At 41.0% G+C, this 22,439-nt stretch carries 19 protein-coding genes and 1 other annotated feature; of the genes, 4 read left to right on the top strand and 15 right to left on the bottom strand.

Going from position 1 to position 22,439, the window contains the following annotated elements; all coding sequences use genetic code 11:
• Positions 1 to 592 precede the first annotated feature (592 nt).
• Together G630_RS0100360 and G630_RS0100355 are read left to right on the top strand one after the other, a co-directional pair.
• Complete coding sequence (locus G630_RS0100360) at positions 593 to 1,063, top strand: biotin transporter BioY (protein ID WP_049944830.1); 471 nt, start codon at positions 593 to 595, stop codon at positions 1,061 to 1,063.
• Positions 1,064 to 1,071: 8 nt separating this feature from the next.
• Positions 1,072 to 2,049 carry a biotin--[acetyl-CoA-carboxylase] ligase gene (locus tag G630_RS0100355; protein ID WP_022760182.1) on the top strand — a complete coding sequence of 326 codons (978 nt, stop codon included), beginning with the start codon at positions 1,072 to 1,074 and terminating at the stop codon, positions 2,047 to 2,049.
• Positions 2,050 to 2,076: 27 nt separating this feature from the next.
• Here G630_RS0100355 and hslO read toward each other — a convergent pair whose 3' ends face one another.
• The 6 genes from hslO to G630_RS0100325 form a co-directional block, all read right to left on the bottom strand.
• Positions 2,077 to 2,961 (bottom strand): Hsp33 family molecular chaperone HslO, encoded by an 885-nt coding sequence (gene hslO / locus G630_RS0100350; protein WP_022760183.1) that lies wholly within the window; start codon positions 2,959 to 2,961, stop codon positions 2,077 to 2,079.
• A gap of 47 nt (positions 2,962 to 3,008) precedes the next feature.
• Positions 3,009 to 3,992, bottom strand: a complete 984-nt coding sequence (gene pta, locus G630_RS0100345; RefSeq protein ID WP_022760184.1) for a phosphate acetyltransferase — start codon at positions 3,990 to 3,992, stop codon at positions 3,009 to 3,011.
• A 237-nt stretch (positions 3,993 to 4,229) separates the two neighbouring features.
• Entirely contained in the window at positions 4,230 to 5,717 is a 1,488-nt protein-coding gene (locus G630_RS0100340; protein ID WP_022760185.1) for a 4Fe-4S dicluster domain-containing protein, read from the bottom strand.
• Between the two features lie 77 nt (positions 5,718 to 5,794).
• Entirely contained in the window at positions 5,795 to 6,373 is a 579-nt protein-coding gene (locus G630_RS20115; RefSeq protein ID WP_022760186.1) for an ABC transporter ATP-binding protein, read from the bottom strand.
• The gene (locus G630_RS20110) at positions 6,363 to 7,160 is read right to left on the bottom strand and encodes an ABC transporter permease (protein ID WP_049946022.1); all 798 of its coding nucleotides are present in this window, start codon (positions 7,158 to 7,160) and stop codon (positions 6,363 to 6,365) included. Before G630_RS20110 ends, G630_RS20115 begins: the two co-directional genes overlap by 11 nt.
• 16 nt (positions 7,161 to 7,176) lie before the next feature.
• Positions 7,177 to 8,313 (bottom strand): ABC transporter substrate-binding protein, encoded by a 1,137-nt coding sequence (locus G630_RS0100325; RefSeq protein WP_026497388.1) that lies wholly within the window; start codon positions 8,311 to 8,313, stop codon positions 7,177 to 7,179.
• Positions 8,314 to 8,642: 329 nt separating this feature from the next.
• Between G630_RS0100325 and G630_RS0100315 the strand changes: the two genes are divergently transcribed.
• On the top strand, positions 8,643 to 9,911 hold the full coding sequence (locus G630_RS0100315; RefSeq protein ID WP_022760190.1) for an SLC13 family permease: 1,269 nt from the start codon (positions 8,643 to 8,645) through the stop codon (positions 9,909 to 9,911).
• Positions 9,912 to 9,978: 67 nt separating this feature from the next.
• On the opposite strand, the gene G630_RS0100310 is transcribed toward G630_RS0100315, so the two are convergent.
• The 8 genes from G630_RS0100310 to G630_RS0100275 all read right to left on the bottom strand — a co-directional run bounded on the left by G630_RS0100310 (position 9,979) and on the right by G630_RS0100275 (position 18,577).
• Positions 9,979 to 10,761 carry an HAD-IIB family hydrolase gene (locus tag G630_RS0100310; RefSeq protein ID WP_022760191.1) on the bottom strand — a complete coding sequence of 261 codons (783 nt, stop codon included), beginning with the start codon at positions 10,759 to 10,761 and terminating at the stop codon, positions 9,979 to 9,981.
• Positions 10,761 to 11,984: a tyrosine--tRNA ligase gene (gene tyrS, locus G630_RS0100305; RefSeq protein ID WP_022760192.1), complete on the bottom strand. Its 1,224-nt coding sequence runs from the start codon at positions 11,982 to 11,984 to the stop codon at positions 10,761 to 10,763. The genes G630_RS0100310 and tyrS overlap by 1 nt, the downstream gene beginning before the upstream one ends.
• Before the next feature lie 88 nt (positions 11,985 to 12,072).
• Positions 12,073 to 12,325: a binding site (T-box leader), on the bottom strand.
• Positions 12,326 to 12,376: 51 nt separating this feature from the next.
• The gene (locus tag G630_RS0100300; protein ID WP_022760193.1) at positions 12,377 to 13,075 is read right to left on the bottom strand and encodes a hypothetical protein; all 699 of its coding nucleotides are present in this window, start codon (positions 13,073 to 13,075) and stop codon (positions 12,377 to 12,379) included.
• 119 nt (positions 13,076 to 13,194) lie between these two features.
• Positions 13,195 to 13,869: a hypothetical protein gene (locus G630_RS0100295; protein WP_022760194.1), complete on the bottom strand. Its 675-nt coding sequence runs from the start codon at positions 13,867 to 13,869 to the stop codon at positions 13,195 to 13,197.
• A gap of 202 nt (positions 13,870 to 14,071) precedes the next feature.
• On the bottom strand, positions 14,072 to 15,094 hold the full coding sequence (locus tag G630_RS0100290) for an NAD(P)H-dependent glycerol-3-phosphate dehydrogenase (RefSeq protein ID WP_022760195.1): 1,023 nt from the start codon (positions 15,092 to 15,094) through the stop codon (positions 14,072 to 14,074).
• Between the two features lie 10 nt (positions 15,095 to 15,104).
• Positions 15,105 to 15,770, bottom strand: coding sequence for a glycerol-3-phosphate 1-O-acyltransferase PlsY (gene plsY / locus G630_RS0100285; protein ID WP_022760196.1), 666 nt, complete (start codon positions 15,768 to 15,770; stop codon positions 15,105 to 15,107).
• A gap of 120 nt (positions 15,771 to 15,890) precedes the next feature.
• A complete protein-coding gene (der, locus tag G630_RS0100280; protein WP_026497387.1) occupies positions 15,891 to 17,222 on the bottom strand; it encodes a ribosome biogenesis GTPase Der in 1,332 nt (443 codons plus the stop codon).
• Positions 17,219 to 18,577, bottom strand: a complete 1,359-nt coding sequence (locus G630_RS0100275; protein ID WP_022760198.1) for a DUF512 domain-containing protein — start codon at positions 18,575 to 18,577, stop codon at positions 17,219 to 17,221. The genes der and G630_RS0100275 overlap by 4 nt, the downstream gene beginning before the upstream one ends.
• Before the next feature lie 96 nt (positions 18,578 to 18,673).
• Here G630_RS0100275 and G630_RS0100270 point away from each other — a divergent pair, with 96 nt between their 5' ends.
• Positions 18,674 to 19,873 (top strand): ribose-phosphate pyrophosphokinase, encoded by a 1,200-nt coding sequence (locus tag G630_RS0100270; protein ID WP_026497386.1) that lies wholly within the window; start codon positions 18,674 to 18,676, stop codon positions 19,871 to 19,873.
• Positions 19,874 to 19,907: 34 nt separating this feature from the next.
• On the opposite strand, the gene G630_RS23150 is transcribed toward G630_RS0100270, so the two are convergent.
• On the bottom strand, positions 19,908 to 22,439 hold the full coding sequence (locus G630_RS23150) for a sensor histidine kinase (protein ID WP_049946021.1): 2,532 nt from the start codon (positions 22,437 to 22,439) through the stop codon (positions 19,908 to 19,910).

Genomic DNA, 22,439 nt, shown 5'->3' with positions numbered 1-22,439 from the left:
GCACTCGCTACCATCGCTATTCCTTAGAATTTATCTGCTCTCTTGTTGGTAAAATGATAATATCAATATTGTTCCAAAATGTCAATACACTTTACAAATATTTTTGCTTTATTTAGAAAAATAAATATTAATTTCAAATTAGTCTCTATTTTCTGTCTTTTTAGTGCAAATTGCATACTGTTTTTGATTCAATTTTATTTATACCCTTCTTTATTTCGTATTTTACAAACATATAGTCTTTTAAAAATCTTGCTTACTATATATTGTATTCGTAATTGTCACCCTTGCATTTTAATTGTAGTTGACAATCAATACAATTTATTATATTCTCTCATTGTTATCCGTTTTTTATCGATATACGGTGACAAAAATAATCATCAAAGAGAATCTGTTCTATTCTTTTTGAGAGTATCCAAAAAATATTTCGAAAGGACTTAAGCTAAAAATGAACGAGCAACAAGTTGATGCAAAAACAAACGAATCTACCGAAATACAAGGAACAGCTATAAAGGACTTATGTTTTATCAGTGTTTTTTGTGCAATCATATGTGTTCTATCACAACTTTCAATCCCGATGCCCGCCGGGGTTCCCATGACACTGCAAACACTCATTATCCCCATCGCAGGTATTGTCCTTGGAAAAAGAAGAGGAACCTATGCCACTCTTTTATATCTTCTTATCGGAACTGTTGGAATTCCTGTCTTTTCAGGATTCAAGGGCGGTATCGGTATAATTTTCGGATTGACGGGTGGTTTTCTTATCTCCTTCCCTATTCTTTCATATACCGCTGGGCTCGGTGATGAAATAGCAGCAAATGTTCTCCGCAAGCAAGGCCGGAAGAGTCCGCATATTTATTTCACTATTCTCGTGCTTTGCCTGGCAATAGGTGCTACAATCAATTATGTATTTGGAACAATTTGGTTTATGCTCTTTTCTAAAAGCACCTTTATAGCGGGGTTTACTGCATGCGTACTTCCGTTTATCCCCACCTCAATAGTGAAGATAATACTGGTCGCGCTTATTGCTCCGCAGCTCAAGAAAAGGCTTAGTAGTATTCTATAAGGAAAAATATGACTGACACTAAATCTCTTGTACTGAATTATCTCGAAGACAACTCCGGACGCTTTTCTTCCGGAGAAGTTATTGCGAAGGAACTTAAGCTGTCAAGAAACAGTGTCTGGAAAGCTATAGAATCCCTGCGTAGAGAGGGCTACATTATTAATGCCTCTCCTCGCAGGGGTTATTCTTTGTCAGCACCTGCAGACAATATTACGCTCTCAGGAATTGCAAAATATTTATCTCCCGGTGTCGACTCCGAACTAATTACAATCTATGACGAACTTGAATCCACAAATAAAACAGCCCGGAGCATGGCTTCCTTTGATGCACCTCACGGCAGTGTAATCATTTCGAAAACCCAGACCGGAGGTACCGGAAGAAAGAAAAGGCACTTCTCATCTCCCAAAGGCGGCATATACATGAGTATCATTCTTCGCCCAGAAAGGATGAATATTTTTGATTATTCTCTGATCACCCCTTTTGTCGGTGTCTGTGTCTGCAAAGCTCTGGAAAGCGCCATCGGCGTATTTCCCTCAATCAAATGGCTAAATGACCTGTATATTGATGACAAAAAGATTTGCGGGATCCTTTCCGAAGCAGGAACTGATTTTGATACCGGCGAACTTCAATATATTGTTATTGGTATCGGCATAAATTTCAATTCCGATATAAACGAATTCCCACCGGATTTAAGAAAGACAGCGGGAAGTTTGTTTGAGAAAGGCGGAGAGACTATATCAAAAGACCGGCTTATCGCTGATATTTTAAACAACATTCTTACAAATGATGTGCCGGACTGCATCGTAGAAGAATACAAATCAAGAATGAAAATGCTTGGAAGTACAATCAGAGTAATCACTACAGATGGAAATTACGAAGCAAAAGCTATTGATGTGAACGAAAAAGGGAAGCTCATCGTCGAGCTTCCCGATAAAACAACTAAAATATTATCCTCTGAAGATGTAAGTACAAAGAGCATTAAACCCTGAGCGTAATAATCGCCGCTTACGGCAAGGTTATTTTGCCTTTACCATCATCTCCTTAAGATCTGCAGGCGTAAAGGAATAGGCTTTTCCGCAAAAATGACATTTAATCTCTACATCTTCGCCATCCGATGCAAGGTCCTCTAATTCCTTCTTTCCAAGAAGAGTCAGCGCTCTTTCTACCCTGTCTCTGTCACATCCGCAGTGATACTTAACCGGCATGGTTGCAGTGATATCTATATCAAAACCTGCAAGTACCATGTTCAGCATATCTTCCGGAGTATTTCCCTCCTTAAGAATCTCTGTAACAGTCTTCATTCCCTGGATATTACCCTCGAGCTTTGAAATAACTTCCTCTGATGCCCCTGGCATAAGCTGAACAATAAACCCTCCGGCTTCCATTATTGAAAAGTCTTTATTAACGAGAACTCCAAGACCTACCGAAGAAGGAATCTGTTCTGATTCCACAAAATAACAGGTCAGGTCATCCGCAATCTCACCTGACAAAAGCTGTATCGTTCCCACATAAGGGTCCTTAAGTCCAAGATCTCTTGTTACGGTAAGTGTACCATTACCTACTGCCCCGCCGACATTAAGATGTCCTGCATCATTATTGGGAAGAACAACAGTATTATTCTTCACATATCCTTTAACCTCTCCTCTGTTATTAACAGTCGCAAGAAGTCCTCCGATAGGGCCGTCGCCGTCAACGGTAATAGTAAGCGCATCCTTTTCATTTTTCAGCATGTCACCCATCATGAGAGCGCCACTCATAAGGCGCCCCAATGCAGCGCTGCAAATAGGAGTTAAATCATGTATTTTTCTGGCCTCATCCACCAGATTTCTTGAAGTAATGGCAAATGCCCTTATCTGCGCATCAGCTGCAGTAGCACGCACCATATAATCCTTATATTCCATATAACCTCGTTTATAATTCTGTTATCTGTCTGTTAAGTGTCAGAGGTTTATGCCAGGCTTGCTGTAATAATTGCCATTGAGTAAACCTCTATAGCATTACAGCCTCTTGACAGGTCATTGATCTGAGCATTAAGACCGAGAAGTATCGGACCGTATGCTTCAAAGTTACCCATGCGCTGAGCAATCTTGTAACCGAGGTTACCGGCATCAATATTAGGGAAAATAAAGGTATTTGCATGTCCTGCCACAGGTGATCCCGGTGTCTTAACTCGTGCAACCTTAGGGGAAACAGCAGCGTCAAACTGAAGCTCACCATCAATCGGAAGCTCAGGATACTTTTCCTGTGCTTTCTTAGTAGCATTCTGCATCTTTGTAACAGAAGGGCTCTTAGCTGAACCCTTTGTGGAGAATGAAAGGAATGCAACTTTGGGATCAACACCGAAAGCCTTGGCACACTCTACTGTCTCTCCGCAAATCTCAACAAGCTCATCCTCAGAGGGATCAATGTTGATAGCACAGTCACCCATTGCAATAACCTCGTTATCGCCTGTAGCTGAAGGACGAACAAGAATAAAGCAGGATGAAACAACCGTGTTACCGGGCTTAGTCTTGATGATCTGAAGTGCAGGTCTTACCGTATCAGCTGTTGAATAGGTAGCGCCGCCAAGGAGGCAGTCAGCTTTCTTCATCTTAACAAGCATGGTTCCGAAGTAGTTTGCATGTGACAAAATATCACGAGCCTGCTCGGGAGTCATTCCTTTGCTCTTACGAAGCTCAACAAACTCTGCAACCATAGCCTCAAAATCGTCATAGTTTGTAGGATCAATTATTATTGCTCCTCTGATGTTATAACCCTCATCCTCAGCAACCTTGTTAATAACATCAGGATTACCAAGAAGAATAGGCTTTAAAAAGTTACCTGCAAGAAGTCTGGATGAAGCCTCAAGAATTCTGGGATCCTCACCCTCTGTGAAGACAATAGTCTTCGGATTAGCTTTAAGCTTGGAAATCATTTCTCCAAAACCGTACATTTATATTTCCTCCTAATTTATGAATAGGCAGGCTTGAAACAGCCCGCATTGGTGATAATACATAGCCTGAGCATACAGCTCATTTATAATTATGCCTCAAAATTATAACTCTTAATGTCTTAAAATCTCAAGAAAAGATAAAATTTTATCAAAGTTTTAATAAACGCCTGACATCAAGATAAAAAGTAAAGCCGGATAATCGCATAAAAACGACTATCCGGCTCTATCCCCATTATATTAGTCGGGGAGATCTATTTTCTTACCATCGCGGTGCATTGAGAATTTATCCATAGGATAATTTTTAAGGTTTTCAAGAACCTTTCTTCCGTCAGCCTTTGCAAGAAGTGTTGCTCTGGCCTTGGTAATCTCTGTCTCCGTTTTATGCTTGGAGGGTCCTCCGACGCAGCCTCCGGGACAAACCATACCCTCAATGAAATCATCAGGGAACTTGCCCATCTTAAGAAGCGTCAGTGCTTTCTTACACTCAAGACCACCGGCTGCTCGATGCAGCTTAAGGTCACCGATGTCCTCACCTCTCTCCTGCATGCACTCGATAACGGCATTTGCAACGCCGCCGCTGGTAGCAAATCTCTTACCCCAGATTGAGGATTCCTGATACTCATCATCCACAGGCTCGAACTCTACATCCTTAGATCTCATCAAGGCTCTGATTTCACCATAGGTTACTACATAATCTGCATTATCCGGAACATCAGGATCCTGAGCCTCTGACTTTTTAGCTATGCAGGGGCCGACGAATACTGTAACGCATCCGGGACGCGTAGCCTTTAAATATCTGGAAATAGCACACATAGGCGAAACAGTTGAAGACATGTTGTTTTCAAACTGCTCAGGGAAGTGCTTCTTAAGCATATTGATAAATGCAGGGCAGCATGACGTAGTCATCTTCTTGCCTTCGGCGTAAGCTTCGGCCCATTCCTTTGACTCATAGGCAGCTGTCATATCCCCGCCAAGTCCAACCTCAACCATATCTGAGAAGCCGATCTTTACAAGCGCCTTTTTAATTGCAGCCATAGTGATGTTCTCACCAAACTGGCCTTCTGTCGCAGGAGCGCACATAGCAATTACTTCCTTGCCCTCCTTGATAGCCTCAATTATCTGAACAAGATAAGTCTTGGATCCGATAGCTCCGAAAGGACAGTTGTGAATACAATGTCCGCAGGATATACACTTATCCTCATCAATTTTACAATATCCATACTCATCGTAAGTGATTGCTCCTACAGGGCAAGCCTTGTGGCAGGGACGTTCAAGATGAACAATTGCTCCATAAGGACAAGCCTTGGCACACATTCCGCATTCCTTACACTTAGCGGGATCAATGTGCATCTTCATGTCACCAGGATGAATAGCATCGAACTTACATGAGTTAAGACATGCTTTTCCCATACAAAAACGGCAATTATCTGTTACTGAAAATGCTGAAATAGGACACTCATCACAAGCAGGATCAATAACCTGAACCACATTTTTTGAATTCTCGTTATAGGAAGTGCTCTGTCCGCATGCCAGACGAATTCTCTGACGCACTATCTCTCGCTCCTTGTAAACACAGCATCTGTACTCAGGCTTCGGTCCGGGCGCAACCTGATATGTAAGCTTGTCTTTGTGCTCCTCGTCAAGCTCTCCCTTCCAGGCAAGGCGGCAAACCTCCTCCATAATCTTGTGTTTAAAACTTACCAGTCCTTCGTCGTTTGTTACCATAGAAATCTCCCAATTCTATAAAATCAATTTACAACTACATATATAAACCTATCATCCCAAAGGAATTTCAAGGTATATTACAATTCAATACGTCTGCAAAAATCCAGACCCTCCATATCATGAGAAGTAATAAGAAGCGGATTTCTTCCCTGTTTTTCTCTGATATACTCAATTGCCTTTATCCGATTTTCAAGGTCAAGTCCTGTAAATGGCTCATCCATAATAAGCATATCCGATGGAATAGCACATGCTCGTACTATCGCAACTCTTCTTTTCATTCCTCCCGAAAGCTCAGATACCGGTTTATGAATCGCATCCTCGGGAAGGAGTCTTAAGAGTTCCTCCTCGGCAACTTTTACTGAGTTTTTCTTATTGACCATAACAACATTCTGAACTGCAGAAAATTGTTCGCAAAGTCTGTTTTCCTGAAAAACCACTCCTGCGTTCAGATATGGATATTTATAATCACCCATCAGATGAACTCTTCCGCTATCAGGTTCTTCAAGGCTTAAAAGAATTCGTATAAGCGTTGTTTTTCCGCTTCCCGAAGCACCTGTAATAACATAAGAATGATCATTTTCTATTTCCAGATTAAAATTTTCAAGGACTTTCCTCGCCCCATAGGATTTGGAGATATTCTCAAGGTCAATTGTCATCCTGCACCTCCTCATCCTTACTGTTCACAGCCTGATTATTTGCCGATGCAGGCACGAACAGTTTCTTTAGTATGGAAATTATCATTATAAATATTTTTTCAACTACAAATGAAGCTAAAACAATCGTAAATGTCCAGGCAAAGACCTCTGCTGTATCAAGATTTATCTTAGATCTGTAGAGCCCGTTACCCATAGTGAGGAGCGGCTGCCCTATTACTTCAGCTGCTGCGCCGCTCTTAAAGCCCATGCCTACTGCGACTGAAATCGCACTCATATATGATGGGATAAGAGCCGGAAAATAAATATATCTTATTTTATTGGCAGATGGCATACGATATACATGTGCCATCTCGAGAAGCTTATCATCTGCTGCGGATAAACCGTTTGTCGTTGCCAGATATAAAATAGGAAAAACCACCAGCGCTACTATCACTGTGGACAAATTGTCACTACCAATCCAAATAAGTATAAGCACAACAAAGCTTGCTACAGGCACTGACTTCACAGTAGTCACCACAGGGGAAATGAATTCTCCTACAATTCTGTATTTAAGAGCTATAGCCCCCAGAACAATTCCCAGCACACAGCCGATCACCACTCCTGCTACAATATGAAGCATTGAGGTTACAACCGATGCTGAAAAATCAGGTGTTTTTGCCATCTGGATAAGCGCGTTTAATGACTCTGCAGGGCCTGCAAGTAATATTTTGTTGTGGATTATTATAGCCAGCAGTTGCCAGACCAATAGCCAGAAGGCCACAATGCCGGTCTTTTTTACTATTTTCATAAAACCTCAGAAATAATTAGTCCAATGTATAGAAGGCATCATCCGGAAGGTTGCCGCCAACAGATTTAGGATCCTGATCAAAAAGAACCTGTAAGTAGCCTGAAAGTGCAGTCTTTGCATCATCTCCCGAAATACAAACAATATTGCAGGAAGGAAGTGCCTTTGCAGCTATCTCCTTTTTCTCAATAATTCCATACTCTTCCACAAGAGCTGCAGTTCCTTCGACATCTGATATGGCCATGTCTGCACTTGCCTTATGCTCTTCAATGAACTTCTGAACTTCTAAGTTATGCTCATTTAAGAAGTCGTTTCTGACAACAGTTACGCCTGTTAAGAGCTTTGATCCATCGGAAACCTGATCCCATTCATCGGTAAGATCGAACACTGCCGATACAGCATCGTTCTTTGCAGATGCCACTGTAGCAAATGGCTGCGGAAGAATTGCCACCTTTGATGCGTCCTCCTGAAGAAGAGCCGCAATTTCTGTTGCCTCGGACTTAAATTCTATATTGCAGTCAGTAACGCCGTTTTTATCAAGAAGGTATCTGAGAACATACTCAGGTGATGCACCCTGTCCGGTAGTCACTACTGTTTTGCCCGCAAAATCCTTAACACTCTTTACGGATTCGTCACCGGTTACGCAATACAAAACCCCCAGTGTATTGATATCAACGAGGGAAACGCCTCCCTCAGTCTTATTATAAAGAACAGATGCCATATTGGCAGGAACAAGTGCTATATCAATATCGCCTGACACAACTCCCGCCATGATTTCATCGGGCTGAGTCTTCATTGAAAATTCATAGTTACCGGCAGACTCTCCGTTCTCGGAATCCTTCATAAGATTCACAAGTCCCATAGTTGTGGGACCCTTGAGAGAGCCAACTCTTACAGTAACCGAGTTGCTTGTCTCTTCTGCCGATGCTTCCTCAGTCTGCTTTTCCTCTTCAGTTTCTTCTGTAGTTTCTTCTGCTACTTCTTCAGCAACTTCCTCTGCTGCTTCTTCTGTTACTTCTTCATTTGATTCTTCAGCAGTTGCTTCAACTGTTTCTTCACTTGCCGGTGCAGATTGCTTCTTTTCTGTGTTTCCACAACCAACAAGGGTGGACACAAAAAGAGTCGTTGCACATAAGATAGATAATGCTTTTTTCATTCTAAACTCCTCGTATACCTTGCTTATTACTGTATTTGTGCATAAAGTCCGATTTAGTATATCATAAAACATAAGGGTATCACAATCATTTTATGGCTAACTAAAGGGCCATAACCTGTCCATATTTACATTTGACGCGCTCTTCCAAATTTGATATTTTATTATAAGTAAAAGGGAGTAGTTGTCATGCATCTGCATGTAACATTCATCCGTCAGTACGGGAAGATGTCCTTCCCCGGATATGTTGTAATTAACGAGACTTTTACTGCATTATCTGCAGTATCAGTCTCTTTTTTTATCAAATATAAAATAGCGAAAGGAATTATAAAATGAAAACTCTTGCAATTATCTTATTTGTGGCGATGTATATCGGACTTATCGCATTTCCGAAAAAGCGTGCATATATCGCTCTGGGAGTTGCCGCAATATTTATTGTGACCGGTATTCTCCCCTACACTAAAGTAGTTTCGGCAGTTGATTGGAACGTACTTCTTATGATTTTCGGAACGTTACTGCTTGTAGATTACTTTATTGAATCGAAAATGCCAAACCTGATAGCAGATCATCTGCTTGATCTTGCTCCAAATGTAATGTGGGTAACAATTTATATGTCACTGTTCTCGGGACTGATATCTGCATTCATCGACAACGTAGCCACCCTTCTGATGGTTGCACCGGTCGGACTCGCAATCTGCAAGAAGCTCAAGATAAATCCTGTTCCGATGATCATTTCGATTGCAGTATCATCCAATCTGCAGGGAGCTGCTACACTTGTCGGCGATACAACTTCCATTATGCTTGGCGCTTATGCAAAAATGGACTTCAATGATTTCTTTTGGATGAACGGCAGACTTGGAATCTTCTTTGCGGTAGAGCTTGGTGCTCTGCTTACAGTTCCGATCATGATGATTCTTTTCAGAAAAGATAAAGAGCCTGTATCCGCAGAAGAAAAAACAGTCGTTAAAGACTATGTCCCTACAATAATGATGGTTGCCCACGTCGTTTTGCTCATGGGCGCTTCATTTATCCAGAACAAACCTGAGATTACAAATGGTGTCATCTGTCTTGTATGTTCTCTTATCGGAATCGTATGGGAATACTTCAAAGATCACGATGTAGACAGAATAAAAAATGTTGTTAAGAATCTCGACTATGATACCGTGCTCCTTCTTACCGGATTATTCATGGTAATTGGCGGCGTTACAGAGGTTGGTCTTGTGGATGATCTCGCAAAGCTCATTGTTAAAGCCGGTGGAAATAACATTTTCTTATTATTTACAATTGTAGTTTGGGGCTCAGTTCTCATTTCTGCCTTTATCGACAACATACCTTACGTAGCTACGATGCTTCCCGTACTTCAGGGTGTTACCGCGTCTCTCGGAATTGCTCCGTATCTGCTCTATTTTGGACTCCTTTGCGGTGCTACCCTTGGAGGAAACATCACTCCCGTAGGAGCAAGCTGCAATATTGCAGGTGTCGGAATGCTCAGAAAAGAAGGATATGAAGTAAGCTTCAAAGATTTCACCAGAATCGGTATTCCTTTCACATTGGCTGCCGTTATCGGCGCATATGTGTTCTTATGGGTACTTTGGAGATAATAATGCAGCAAAAAACTTCCTCTTGTCTCTCCTTTGAGAACAAGAGGAAGTTTTTTATTTTACATTTTTATATCAATTCAAAATGTTTCAGAGCCTTCCATATCCCATCATCATCAAGCGATGCTGTAATATAGTCGGCATATTCGGAAAGATCATGATAGGTTCCGCCCATACCTACACCGACACCGGCTGCTATAAGCATCTCCTTATCATTTATGCTGTCTCCGAAAGCAAAAGTATTGCTGATATCTTCTCCGAGAAGCTCACATACCTTCTCAATTCCGACGCCCTTATCAAAGCCCTTGGGAACCATCTCAACTACGGTATCGCTATGTATCATGTAATCATATAGGTCAGACAGCTTTTCAAAGCATTCATCGCGCTTTTCTACCGGAATCTCTGTGGCGCAGGAAAGCTTTTGCATCTCCCATTTGCCCCAGCATTCATCGATTCCTCGCAGACGGTCTCCCATCTCAGCTATAACCTTATCACCATACATATCGCCTTCAAAATCAGACAATTCCAGGTATAAGTGATTGGGGCCTTCCAGAATAGGCTTGAAGCCGTAAGCTCTTACTGTCTCAATAGTTCTTATGGCATCGTCTGCCGGAATAAGGCGATTATAAACCACCTCGCTGTTGTACTCGATCATAGTTCCACAGGCTGATACTATGCCATCAAAACCTATTCCCAGCAGATCTTCATTAGTGACAAAGGCTCTCGCCCTGCCGGTATTTATAAAGCACTTATGCCCATTCTTCCGTGCAGCGCGAATACCTTCTATAGTCTTATCACTTATTTCATTTTTGTAATTCCAAAGTGTTCCGTCTATATCAAAAAATAAAACCATTAAAATACAACCTTCTTGAAGGACTTCTTACCTCTCTTAACCATCACACCATCACCGGCAAAAGTCTCCTTAGTGTATGTAGTCTTAAAATCGGTAACCTTGTCATCGCCAAATGTTACACCACCCTGCTGAACTGCTCTTCTAGCCTCACTTCTTGTAGGGCAAAGTCCTGAAGAAACAAGTACCTGAAGGATATCAATAACTCCGTCTCTGAAATCCTCTTCCTTAAGAGAAACAGCAGGAACATTTGCAAGATCTCCGCCGCCTGCAAATAAAGCTCTTGCACCATCCTGAGCTTTCTTCGCCTCTTCTTCTCCATGAACAAGCTCTGTAAGCTCATAAGCAAGAATTTCCTTCTTCTCATTGATTCTGGAATCTTCCCACTTCTCCATCTCCTCTATCTGCTCGATAGGAAGGAACGTAAGCATCTTAAGGCACTTATCAACGTCAGCATCGCCGACATTTCTCCAATACTGATAGAAATCATAGGGTGATGTCTTCTTGGGATCAAGCCATACAGCATTACCAGCTGTCTTACCCATCTTATTGCCCTGTGAATCTGTCAGAAGAGTTATAGTCATAGCATGTGCATCCTTACCGAGCTTTCTTCTGATAAGCTCTGTACCACCAAGCATGTTACTCCACTGATCGTCACCACCAAACTCAAGATTACAGTTATATTTCTGGAACATGTAATAGAAGTCATAGGACTGCATAATCATGTAGTTAAACTCTAGGAAAGACAGTCCCTTTTCCATACGCTGCTTATAGCATTCGGCACGAAGCATATTGTTAACTGAAAAGCATGCACCAACCTCTCTGAGAAGCTCTATATAATTGAGGTTCATCAGCCAGTCTGCATTGTTTACCATCATAGCCTTGCCTTCGCCAAAGTCAATGAATTTCTCCATCTGGCGCTTAAAGCACTCTGCATTGTGATCGATATCCTCTCTTGTGAGCATCTTTCTCATATCGGATCTTCCGGAAGGATCTCCGATCATGGTAGTACCGCCACCGATAAGAGCGATAGGCTTATTTCCTGCCTGCTGAAGTCTCTTCATAAGAGTAAGTGCCATAAAATGGCCTGCTGTAAGGCTGTCTGCAGTACAGTCAAAACCGATATAGAAAGTAGCCTTTCCTTCATTTACGAGCTCTCTTATCTGCTCTTCATCAGTTACCTGCGCAATAAGCCCTCTTCTTTTAAGTTCTTCATAAATTTGCATAATACACCTCCGTTTTTTATGCGAGGACGTCCTTTTGGTTCTCCTATAAAAGCCAAAATAAAACGCCCTTCGCAATCAATTATAGATTACGAAGGACGGGTTTAAATCCGTGTTACCACCTTCATTCACATGTAATTCACATCACATGCCTCAGCAAGTACTTGGAATATTCCGCATACTCTTCCGTCTAACGCTCGGTTCTCGTCGCGGCTTACTAGATATATCATTCCTCCGCGCAGCTCCCGGATGTATTCATCTAATGAGCATATCCGCGCCTCTCACCAACCGGCAACTCTCTGTGGCTGAATCATTAGACTACTTATTCCATTCATAGCCTTTACGTAATAATTATCAATATTTTTGATTTATTGTCAAGAATATAATTTTATAATTCAGATTTTTGTCCAGATTGAAAGCGACTTCATATTTTTCTTGAAATATGGGGTACTCGTAATAGATGCCCGGCCACTTGAAAACTCTGAAAAACCACCACTATTCTTTCCAATCTCCTTTTTAACTCCCGTGATACCTATGAGAAGTTTCCCTTCACTTTTTTTAGGATATGTAACATCATATGTTACATCCCAATTTTGGGTAATTGTATAACTGGCCTTAACATTTCCTTTTCTCTGTACAAGTTTTTTTAACTCTCTATTTGTGACAATCATTTTACAGGAAAGTACAGAGCCCAAACGTCCCGTGTCCGCATCAAGTATAAATGAGCCACGATCAAGAGCACTGTTTTTATGCTTACTTGCCATAACAATCTTTGCTGCATTGTTTTTGATTTTATTGAGCGTCGATTTTGGATAGTAGCAATGAATTGATACTTTGGCCCGCTTTGCCTTATAGCTTTTACCATTGTATACGAATTCCCCATCTTTTTTCTCTACAGTATCAAATCTCACTTTCATCTTTTGATAACCGATACCGGGAAAATATGTCTTTATCGTATATGTGCCGTTCTCTTTTGCAGATGTATTTAACATCCCCTGCGAATATGCTGCAGCACTTACAGTATGGGGTGTGTATGAAAATACTATTACAGATGCAAGAATAACCATTGAAAGGATTTTAAAAACTTTTTTCATATACCATTCCTCTATATTTTTTGATCAAGGATATTATATCAAATTCAAGGAGCTTCGTTCAAAAAAATACAAAAAGGGATCGGTGCGAGACCAATCCCTTTCACTAATGCGATTTTTAATTACTGAAGTCTGATAGCTGCAATGTTCTTTTTGCTTCCACCAAATCCTGCCTGATTAAATGTGCAATAACCATACTGATAGGAATTCAATGCGCTGTATGAAGGCTGACCCTTTTTAAGACCTGCTATACCAACGCAAACGTCCGGTGAATAAGCAGGGCATACAACCATAAGCTTGAAATTTCTGCTCTTAGGAGTAGAAACACTACAATGATATCTGTAATATCCGCTTCTGTATACAGCTTTCTTTGTAAACTCACTGCTTGACTTTGTGATACTTGAATATTCCGCTGAAACTGCTGCTCTGGTACCGTTTATATCATTACCCTGACTATCTGTAAGAACCCAAGTATAAGTCGAGAGTGAAGACAAACCTTTCCTGGAGCATTCCTTATTAATTCCTATACATTCATCTGTGGTGAATTTTGTGTTCTGCAATGTAAAATCAACATAATATACATTGTAGCCCTGGGAAGATCCCATAAATCTTTTGTCGTGACAGGTAACCTTTGCCTTGTGTGCCTTGGCACCCTTATAATACTTTGACTGTACCTTCTTAGTCTGTCCTACATTTACAGTAGTAATTCCGGCAGCAAATGCTGTCTGAGGCATTGCAGTGAATGTAATAGCACATGCAAGAACAACGCCTGCGAGTGTTTTCAATACTTTTCTCATTTTCTTTTCCTCTTTCCTCTCTCATATAGAAGACAAATCATTTCAGCAATGAGCCCCATAACTCATTAAATGATTTATCAGCTTAAAACGTACTTTGTAATATTACCACATTTGGAGAAAAAAATGAAATAAAATTTTATAATTATTTTATATTTACGAAAAAAAACTCACATACCATTGTTAAATGGTATGTGAGCTTAAATTACCATCCCTGAAGGTCGTTTTCGTCCTTACCTTCTCTGTTCATAAGATCCGTAACAGCTTCAATCGCCGGTTTATTGTTAAACAATACCTCATTAACCTGCTCGACAATCGGCATCTCAACGTCATACTTTTTCGAAAGTGCAAGCGCAGCTGATGCACTATTAATTCCTTCCACAACCATTTTTACCTCTTTGGTTGCCTCGTCAGCGGTTTTACCCTGCCCGATAAGAATTCCAGCTCTGCGGTTTCTCGAATGCATAGATGCACAGGTCACGACAAGATCACCGATTCCTGACAATCCCGAAAATGTCTCAAAGTCGCCACCCATAGCAACTCCAAGTCTGGACATTTCCGCTATGCCTCTTGTTATGAGAGCTGCTTTGGCATTGTCACCATACCCCAGTCCGTCGTTAACTCCTGCCGCAAGCGCAATAACATTTTTAAGGGCTCCGCCTATCTCTATACCAAGCATATCCGGGCTGGTATATACACGAAATGTATCAGCCATAAACGTATTCTGAACTTCTTTTGCGGTATCCTTGGAGAATGCACTTACAACAATAGTTGTCGGCAGATCCTTTCCAACCTCCTCGGCATGTGACGGGCCGGAAAGAACAGCCACATCCCTTCCCGGGAGTTCATCAAGAATAACATCAGACATAAGCATAAGGGATTCTGCTTCGATTCCTTTAGCACAGTTAACGATTATCTGGTGTCCCTCTTCCTCAGGCATGAGGTAGGGTTTCATTTTCTTACAAACCTCTCTGACTGCAACAGAAGGAACCGTTATTACTACCATATCCTTGTTCTTTAGTGCGCCTTCGAGGTTATCTGTTATCTTTATACTTCCATCCAAAATTACTCCGGGAAGCTTGTCCTTGTCCTCTCTGTAAGTTCTGAGCCTCTCGGCAGATTCTCTGCTCCTCGCCCATAAGGTTACATCCGATCCGTTTTTCCAGAGTCTCCATGCGAGTGCAATTCCCCAGCTTCCGGAGCCTATGACGGCTATACTGTTGTCCACATTATCCTCCTCAATCTACTTTATTTTTCTTCCAAATATAGGTTTTTCTCTCTTCACCGCGAATCAGCCTTCCAATATTGGTTCTGTGCTGATAAAACGCAAGCGCAGTCATAGCAAATGCTATAATATACATTTCAATAAGGTGCGGCTGAGACATGTTTAAAAGTCCCATTTGTCCTTCTACTACGAGCTGGATAAAAAATACTGCATAAAGACAAAGTGAGCCAAGAGATACAAAATGAGTGATATTAAAAGGGATCAAAAATGCAAGTAGTCCTCCGATCACAAAGGTCCATTTAAATGCAAGAATATATCCTGCCGTACAAGCTATTCCTTTTCCGCCCTTAAATTTCATATAAAAGGGGAAATCATGCCCCAAGACACATCCTGCAGCAGTATATATCTTCAACAGATACTTCATGTCACCATATCCGTCACCAAGAATCATCTTACATAAAAATGAAGAAACCACTACAGCCGCTATACATTTAAGCATATCCCCAAAAAGTACTGTAAATCCGGCTTTTGCCCCAAGAACACGAAGCGTATTTGTTGTACCGGCGTTGCCGCTTCCGACATTTCTGATATCCACACCTTTCATCCTGCAATAAATTACAGCAGTCTGAATAAGGCCGAAAGCATAGCCAATTAACAGACACAAAACTCTAGCAATCATACAAATCCCCTCCCGGGCCCCTTCATCCGTCAGCTTCGCTGACACCTTCTCCCCAGGGAGAAGGCATATATTTTAGAGTCCCCTTCTCTTTTTTACTTACTTTAATGTGTATTTCTTACTTTACTTCTTGTCATTAGTCCTCTCTCGGATAATAAACTTAAGAGGTGTACCCTTGAATCCGAAAGATCCCCTTATCTGATTCTCAATATATCTGGTATAGGAAAAATGCATCAACTTCTTATCATTAACGAAAATCACAAAAGTAGGTGGCTTAACCGCAGCCTGGGTGATGTAGTAGAGCTTTAACATTTTACCCTTGTCTGACGGAGGCTGCTGCATTACCACTGCCTGCATCATTATTTCGTTGAGGACACCGGTCGCAACACGCATAGCGTGATTCTCACTTACTGCATCTATCATGTCATACAGCTTTACAAGTCGCTGTCCGGTCTCGGCCGAAATAAAAATAATCTCTGCATAAGGCATGAAGGAAAGTACGCTTCTTACATCCTTTGTGAACTCATTAACCGTCTTATTGTCCTTCTCGATAAGATCCCACTTATTAACCGCAATTATGATTCCCTTGCCGCGATCATGCGCAATTCCAGCAATTTTGGCATCCTGTTCAGTGACCCCTTCATCAGCATTTATAACTATGACAGCCACATCAGCTCTTTCAACCGCGGTAACAGTTCTCAGGATCATAAATTCCTCGAGCTTTTCTTTGACCTTGTTTTTCCTTCTAAGGCCTGCGGTATCTATGAAGGTATATTTCTTACCGTTATATTTTACCTCTGTATCAATCGCATCTCTTGTAGTTCCTGCGATATCTGACACAATAAGTCTGTTTTCTCCGCAAAGTCTGTTTATTATAGAGCTCTTGCCAACATTGGGCTTACCTATAACAGCAACTCTTATTGAGTCATCCTCTTCCTCTTCGCTGTCAGAAGCTGTAAAGTTCTTGGTAACTTCCTCAAGAAGATCTCCGATTCCCTGCTTATTCGCAGCGCTTATGGGGAACGGCTCACCGATTCCCAGATTGTAGAACTCATAAACATCCATGGAATCACGCTTAAAGCTGTCCACCTTATTGACGCAAAGAACAACCGGTTTTCTGGATTTCCTAAGCATATCCGCAACCTGTGAGTCCGCATCAGTCAGCCCCTGTTTTACATCACACATAAAAATGATAACATCGGCAGTCTCAATCGCTATTTCAGCCTGAGCTCTCATCTGCGCGAGAATCGTGTCATTTGTATCCGGTTCTATACCGCCTGTATCCACAAGTGTGAAATTGTAATTAAGCCACTCGACATCCTGATAAATTCGATCTCTGGTAACTCCGGGAGTATCCTCAACAATAGAGATATTTTTCCCTGCAACTGCATTAAACAGGGTACTTTTTCCTACATTGGGTCGTCCCACTACCGCAACTATGTTTTTTCTTTTCATAAAATACCATCCTGCTTCGTAATTAGTCCCCTTATGAAATCCATACCTCCGCTTTTTATAATGCGAACCTTAACCCCAAGCTCGCTCTCGATATCGGATACTCTCACATCATCCAGGAGATAATCTTCTCCTGCCCTAAGTACATTCTGTGGAAGTATCAGCGCATCTCCAAGCTTTTGCCCTTTAAGCTGTGCAATTATGTCCTGTCCTGTAAGAAGCCCTGTAACGGTTATTCTCTCACCAAAGAAATTATTTATAATTTCATGAACATGAACCGTAAGTCCCGGTGCTGCTTCGGTAAGCTTTCTTGCCATCTCGCATATAAACGGATATATAAGCCTGCCGCTAGCAGTTGACACCTCTCCTTTATATTCACTTAATGGAATGCCATCGACCCCGTTTTCTATTGCATCCCTAAGCGCTTCATCAAACTCATCCAGAAGAAGCCTGACCATCCCCACTCCGTTTTCAAGCTGTCCGTAATCGTCATACGCTTCTGCGGGAGGAATCGGAAGCTGTGCAATCATATACCACTCATCCGAGGCATGTACAAAATGGTCTCCGTATTCCTCAAAAGACTTCTCCTGCCAATAATTGATTTCCTTTATTACAGCTACGGCATCATCTTTTTCAAACGGTTCCAACGGAAACAGACCATCCCTGTATTTGGACAAACCGACCGGAACTACTGAAACACTCTTAAGATTTGGTCTGTAATTATATAGATCGGTAAGCGACCTGTGAAGTTCTTCCCCGTCATTAACACCCTTGCACAGAACAATCTGTCCGTTCAGCTCAATTCCGGTACCCGGCTCGCAAAGCCTGTCAACCTTTTTCAGTGCTTCGCCGGCAAATCTGTTATTTAGCATCTTGCAGCGAAGTTCAGGATTAGTAGTCTGAAATGATACATTTATCGGAGAAAGATGATATTTCAGAATCCTGTCGATATCTTTATCACTCATATTTGTAAGAGTGACATAATTCCCCTGAAGGAAGGAAAGTCTCGCGTCATCATCCTTAAAATACAGCGTCTCTCTCATCCCCGGTGGCATCTGATCTATAAAACAAAAAATACATTTATTGCAGCAGGATCTGTAGTCATCCATAAGTCCGTTATCAAACTCTATGCCAAGATCCTCGTCGTAATATTTTTCTATGTCAAGCTCCCACTCTTCTCCGTCCGGTTTTCTAACAAGAAGGGTGAGCTCTTCATCCTGTACCATATACTGGTAGTCAAATATATCCTCTATAGGTTGACCATTTATTGCAAGCAAATAATCCCCGGCGGCAATTTCCAATTCATCCGCTATGCTTCCGGGTTCAACCTTTTTTATCAAATGTCCTTTATTATCCATAAAACTGATTATACATTAAATTTCTTGACGTGTCAGTATAAGATACAATAAGATAATAGCGTAAAAAATCTATTATTATTTTTGTTAGGAGATAAAATGCCTGATTTTCATAAATTAGATTCATCAATACCGGTTGCTCCGATCGCGCTCATGGTCATGGAGTCTGCCAAAGGACTTGGAGAACTGGTCAATGCACGTCTTGTCGAATTCAGACACGACCTTCACAACACCCCGGGTAACGACCCCGCTTTTCAGGGATATGTTAAGGATGAGTACAGGGTTAAATATGCTAATCCCCGCTTCGGAAGCGGTGAGAGCAAGGCTCAGATTTATGAGTCACTTAGAGGTAAGGATGTCTTCATTCTCACCGATGTTATGAATCATTCAATGACCTACAAAATGTATGGTTATGATAATTACTACTCTCCCGATGATCACTATCAGGATTTAAAAAGAGTCATTGCTGCCATCAACGGTAAGGCAAGAAGGATAAACATCATTATGCCATTCCTCTACGAGGGCAGACAGCACAACAAGAACAATCGCGAATCGCTTGATGCCGCAGTTATGTTCTCGGAGCTTTACAGCATGGGTATAAGCAATTTCATTACCTTTGATGCCCATGATCCCAGAATATCCAATGCAGCTCCTATTTCAGGTTTTGATAACTTTATGGCATCACCGCAGTTCATGAAGGCTATTATTTCGGAAATTGATGATCTTACTGTTGATAAGGAACATCTGACCGTTATAAGTCCTGATGAAGGCGCTTTGGACAGAGCGGTTTATTTTGCAAATGTTCTTAACGTTGATACCGGAATGTTCTATAAGAGACGTGATTACAGCAAAGTTGTAAACGGTTCCAACCCCATTGTGGCACATGAGTATCTCGGTTCCGCAATTGATGGCAAGGACGTTATCATAATCGATGATATGATTTCCTCCGGTTCGAGCATGATAGACACCTCCAGACAGCTCAAGAAAAAGGGCGCAAAGCGTGTATTTATATGCACAACCTTCGGCCTTTTCACGAACGGAATGGAAGTATTCGATGAGGGTTATAAAAACGGTGACTTCGATGCGCTTATAACCACTAATCTCATCTATCAGAATCCTGACTTTATGAACAGAGAGTATTATCACATTGCTGACATGAGTAAATTCCTTGCGACAGTCATTGATTTCATGAACCACGATGCATCGCTCAGTAACGTTATTACTCCAACAGAATCTATTCACAGTATCATTGATAAATATAATGCCAGAACAGCAAAAGCTGAGGACCTGTTTGATTAACAGGTCCTCATTTTTTAATAGCCTTTTTTATTATTTATCCCATTTTTTCCGAAGCAGGATTTCCGTTGCTGAATTTTCCGGTTTCAAATCCCACATTTACCTTGAACAAATCACCGTCAAGAATAATCTCAAACTCTCCTCCCATTGCTGTAGTAAGACTCTTTGCAATGGATAGTCCAAGTCCCGAACCTTCGGTACTTCTGGAAATATCTCCTCTTATGAATCTCTCTGTAAGTTCATCCGCGTTTATATTCAACTCATTTTTCGAGATGTTCTTAACAGAGAAAACTGCTTTGCTGACACCTATCTCCGTTTTTGCCACAAAAAGATCCATATATACTCTTGTATCCGGAAGAGCATATTTGCATACATTGTTCAAAAGATTCTCGATGACACGATACAGCTGTCTTGCATCAGCCTGAATAAACACATCATACTTCTCGCACTTAAGAATGGGCACCAGCCTGAAGCTCTCGAATTTCTCATAGAACTCACCAAGAATCTGATTTACAAACTCGGCAAAATTGAGCTCCGTTATCGTAAGTGTAATATTGCCGGAAGAAATCTTCGAAGCCTCCACAAGATCGTCTGTGAGCTGCCTCAGTCTCTGCGACTTATTATCAAGTATCCTTATATATTCACTGACTTTCGGATCGTCAATGTTTTCTCTTTTCAGAAGATCAACATAATTGATTATTGATGTAAGAGGCGTCTTGATATCATGCGATACATTTGTTATAAGGTCAGCCTTCAGCTTCTCATCTCTCATACTTCGATTTACAGCTTCTTCAACAGAAACCGAAATCTTGTTTAGTTCTTCCCCAAAGTAGACATTACTGCTGTGAAGCTTATTAACATCCACCTTGACATCAATCTCGCCCTGAGCAATCCTTTTTAGCGCATCAAGGATGATAAACTTATCATTGTTAAGGTTTATAATATATAGCGCCACAGCAACGTCAAGGACTATAACTATAACAATTCCTACAGCGCCCCATCTGAGAATAAGATATAGATTAAGCAGCGTAGAAGTCAAAAACGGCAGCACCGTTCTCACAAAAAGATTCTGCCTGAGTGTCATCTTACCAAAAAGCTTATGAATCAGCCCGATAATAAACTTAAACAGGGATGTTTTATATAATTGTCCTGCCTTGGCTCTTCTGATTATGCTGTAAATTGCATAACATATGGCATTATCACCTACAAAAGAGAGTCCTCCTGCAAGAAGCGACATATTCATTGTGTTATATTTAACAACTTCATAATTATTGATGGCGAATTGGAATAGCCCAAACAAAATACCCAAAACAGCCAGTGAAAACACAAACACAATTTCTATCGGGATAACATCTATTCTCTCAATCCCGCCTACTTTTCCGTCAGCGTATTCGATTCGTCCTTCATATATTGAAAGATGGACAAGTACAATCACATACATCACCGCGAAAATTGCACTTATTATATACAGTTGCCTGTAGTACGGCATATACCTGTTAAACGCTTCTTTTCCAACCTTGAAATCATCTATATTGGCAGTCTTGTTAATATCGATTGCAAAATAGAACTTCATTTGATCGGGGAAGGCATATTGATAATTGCCAAGAAGCTGTCTTAAGGAATCCTCGCTTATCTGAGTATTGGTTGAATATTCGATATCATAAGGGCAGTAATAAATATACCTTCCGTAGGACTTGAAAACATCCTTCAAATTCAGTCCGTTTGTGCCGCTCTTAAGTGAATCAACATTTGTAAATACTTCAGTGCGGGCGTTAATCGTTCTGGTGATATAATATCTGAAATTCGATTTGTAAAACGAATATTTGTCCTTATATGCATCATAACGCTCATACCCTGCAGCCATTGTGGATGCGGTCTCGGTGATATTTGCACATAGCTGATTATACTCATCCCAGCCCGAAACAATATCCTCGATATTTTCACCGTTAATGGTTTTATATCTGGGAATCAAAACAGTATGTGATCCGGCTCCGTCCTTATCGACTTCCTTTACATTGGTTCTTACCGCATTGTTTTCAAGCTGAGAGTTTAAGAACGCATTCATTCCACCCTCAGCATTATTTTTCAAGAGATGCGTGTATACTGTAGTAGCAGATAAGAAATCCTTGCTCTCTTTTGTAGTAAAATTCGCATCATCATATTCAAAGCCATTCTGGGACCACTTGATCAGATTTGAAACCGGGTAAACCGCAGTAATATAATCGCTCTGTAAAACTGTATTTCTGTTAATAAAAGCGGTTACATCAATATTTTTATCTCCGTTATATACTCCATCGGTCTCAAAAAGAGTCTGATATGCGGCAAGCTCCACCGCATTTCTCAGATTATCAAATAATATTGAATTAAAAAGCTCCGAATCGGCATATTCTTTTCCGATGTCGTCCTTCTGCAAATTATAGACAACACCGCCCGTGCCCGTGAAGGTAGACCCTTTATAAATATAAAAAACAAGAGCAACTACCGCAGCAAAACATATGTGCTGAAAAATTCTCAGTATATATCTGCTGATCCAGGACATGGTCTTATGCCTGAATATTTTATCAAACAT

The sequence above is a fragment of the Butyrivibrio sp. WCD2001 genome, assembly GCF_000424485.1.
Taxonomy (GTDB): Bacteria; Bacillota; Clostridia; order Lachnospirales; family Lachnospiraceae; genus Butyrivibrio.
This window is presented reverse-complemented; position numbering and strand designations above follow the sequence as displayed.

Bases quoted from the DNA above. Each gene is read 5' to 3' on its own strand.
- G630_RS0100315 (WP_022760190.1), top strand. From the start codon at position 8,643: ATGAAAACTCTTGCAATTATCTTATTTGTGGCGATGTATATCGGACTT.
- G630_RS0100300 (WP_022760193.1), bottom strand. From the start codon at position 13,075: ATGAAAAAAGTTTTTAAAATCCTTTCAATGGTTATTCTTGCATCTGTA.
- tyrS (WP_022760192.1), bottom strand. From the start codon at position 11,984: ATGCAAATTTATGAAGAACTTAAAAGAAGAGGGCTTATTGCGCAGGTA.
- G630_RS0100270 (WP_026497386.1), top strand. From the start codon at position 18,674: ATGCCTGATTTTCATAAATTAGATTCATCAATACCGGTTGCTCCGATC.
- plsY (WP_022760196.1), bottom strand. From the start codon at position 15,770: ATGATTGCTAGAGTTTTGTGTCTGTTAATTGGCTATGCTTTCGGCCTT.
- G630_RS20115 (WP_022760186.1), bottom strand. From the start codon at position 6,373: ATGACAATTGACCTTGAGAATATCTCCAAATCCTATGGGGCGAGGAAA.
- G630_RS0100340 (WP_022760185.1), bottom strand. From the start codon at position 5,717: ATGGTAACAAACGACGAAGGACTGGTAAGTTTTAAACACAAGATTATG.
- G630_RS0100275 (WP_022760198.1), bottom strand. From the start codon at position 18,577: ATGGATAATAAAGGACATTTGATAAAAAAGGTTGAACCCGGAAGCATA.
- G630_RS0100295 (WP_022760194.1), bottom strand. From the start codon at position 13,869: ATGAGAAAAGTATTGAAAACACTCGCAGGCGTTGTTCTTGCATGTGCT.
- G630_RS20110 (WP_049946022.1), bottom strand. From the start codon at position 7,160: ATGAAAATAGTAAAAAAGACCGGCATTGTGGCCTTCTGGCTATTGGTC.
- G630_RS0100310 (WP_022760191.1), bottom strand. From the start codon at position 10,761: ATGGTTTTATTTTTTGATATAGACGGAACACTTTGGAATTACAAAAAT.
- G630_RS23150 (WP_049946021.1), bottom strand. From the start codon at position 22,439: ATGTTTGATAAAATATTCAGGCATAAGACCATGTCCTGGATCAGCAGA.
- G630_RS0100325 (WP_026497388.1), bottom strand. From the start codon at position 8,313: ATGAAAAAAGCATTATCTATCTTATGTGCAACGACTCTTTTTGTGTCC.
- G630_RS0100360 (WP_049944830.1), top strand. From the start codon at position 593: ATGACACTGCAAACACTCATTATCCCCATCGCAGGTATTGTCCTTGGA.
- G630_RS0100355 (WP_022760182.1), top strand. From the start codon at position 1,072: ATGACTGACACTAAATCTCTTGTACTGAATTATCTCGAAGACAACTCC.
- der (WP_026497387.1), bottom strand. From the start codon at position 17,222: ATGAAAAGAAAAAACATAGTTGCGGTAGTGGGACGACCCAATGTAGGA.
- hslO (WP_022760183.1), bottom strand. From the start codon at position 2,961: ATGGAATATAAGGATTATATGGTGCGTGCTACTGCAGCTGATGCGCAG.
- pta (WP_022760184.1), bottom strand. From the start codon at position 3,992: ATGTACGGTTTTGGAGAAATGATTTCCAAGCTTAAAGCTAATCCGAAG.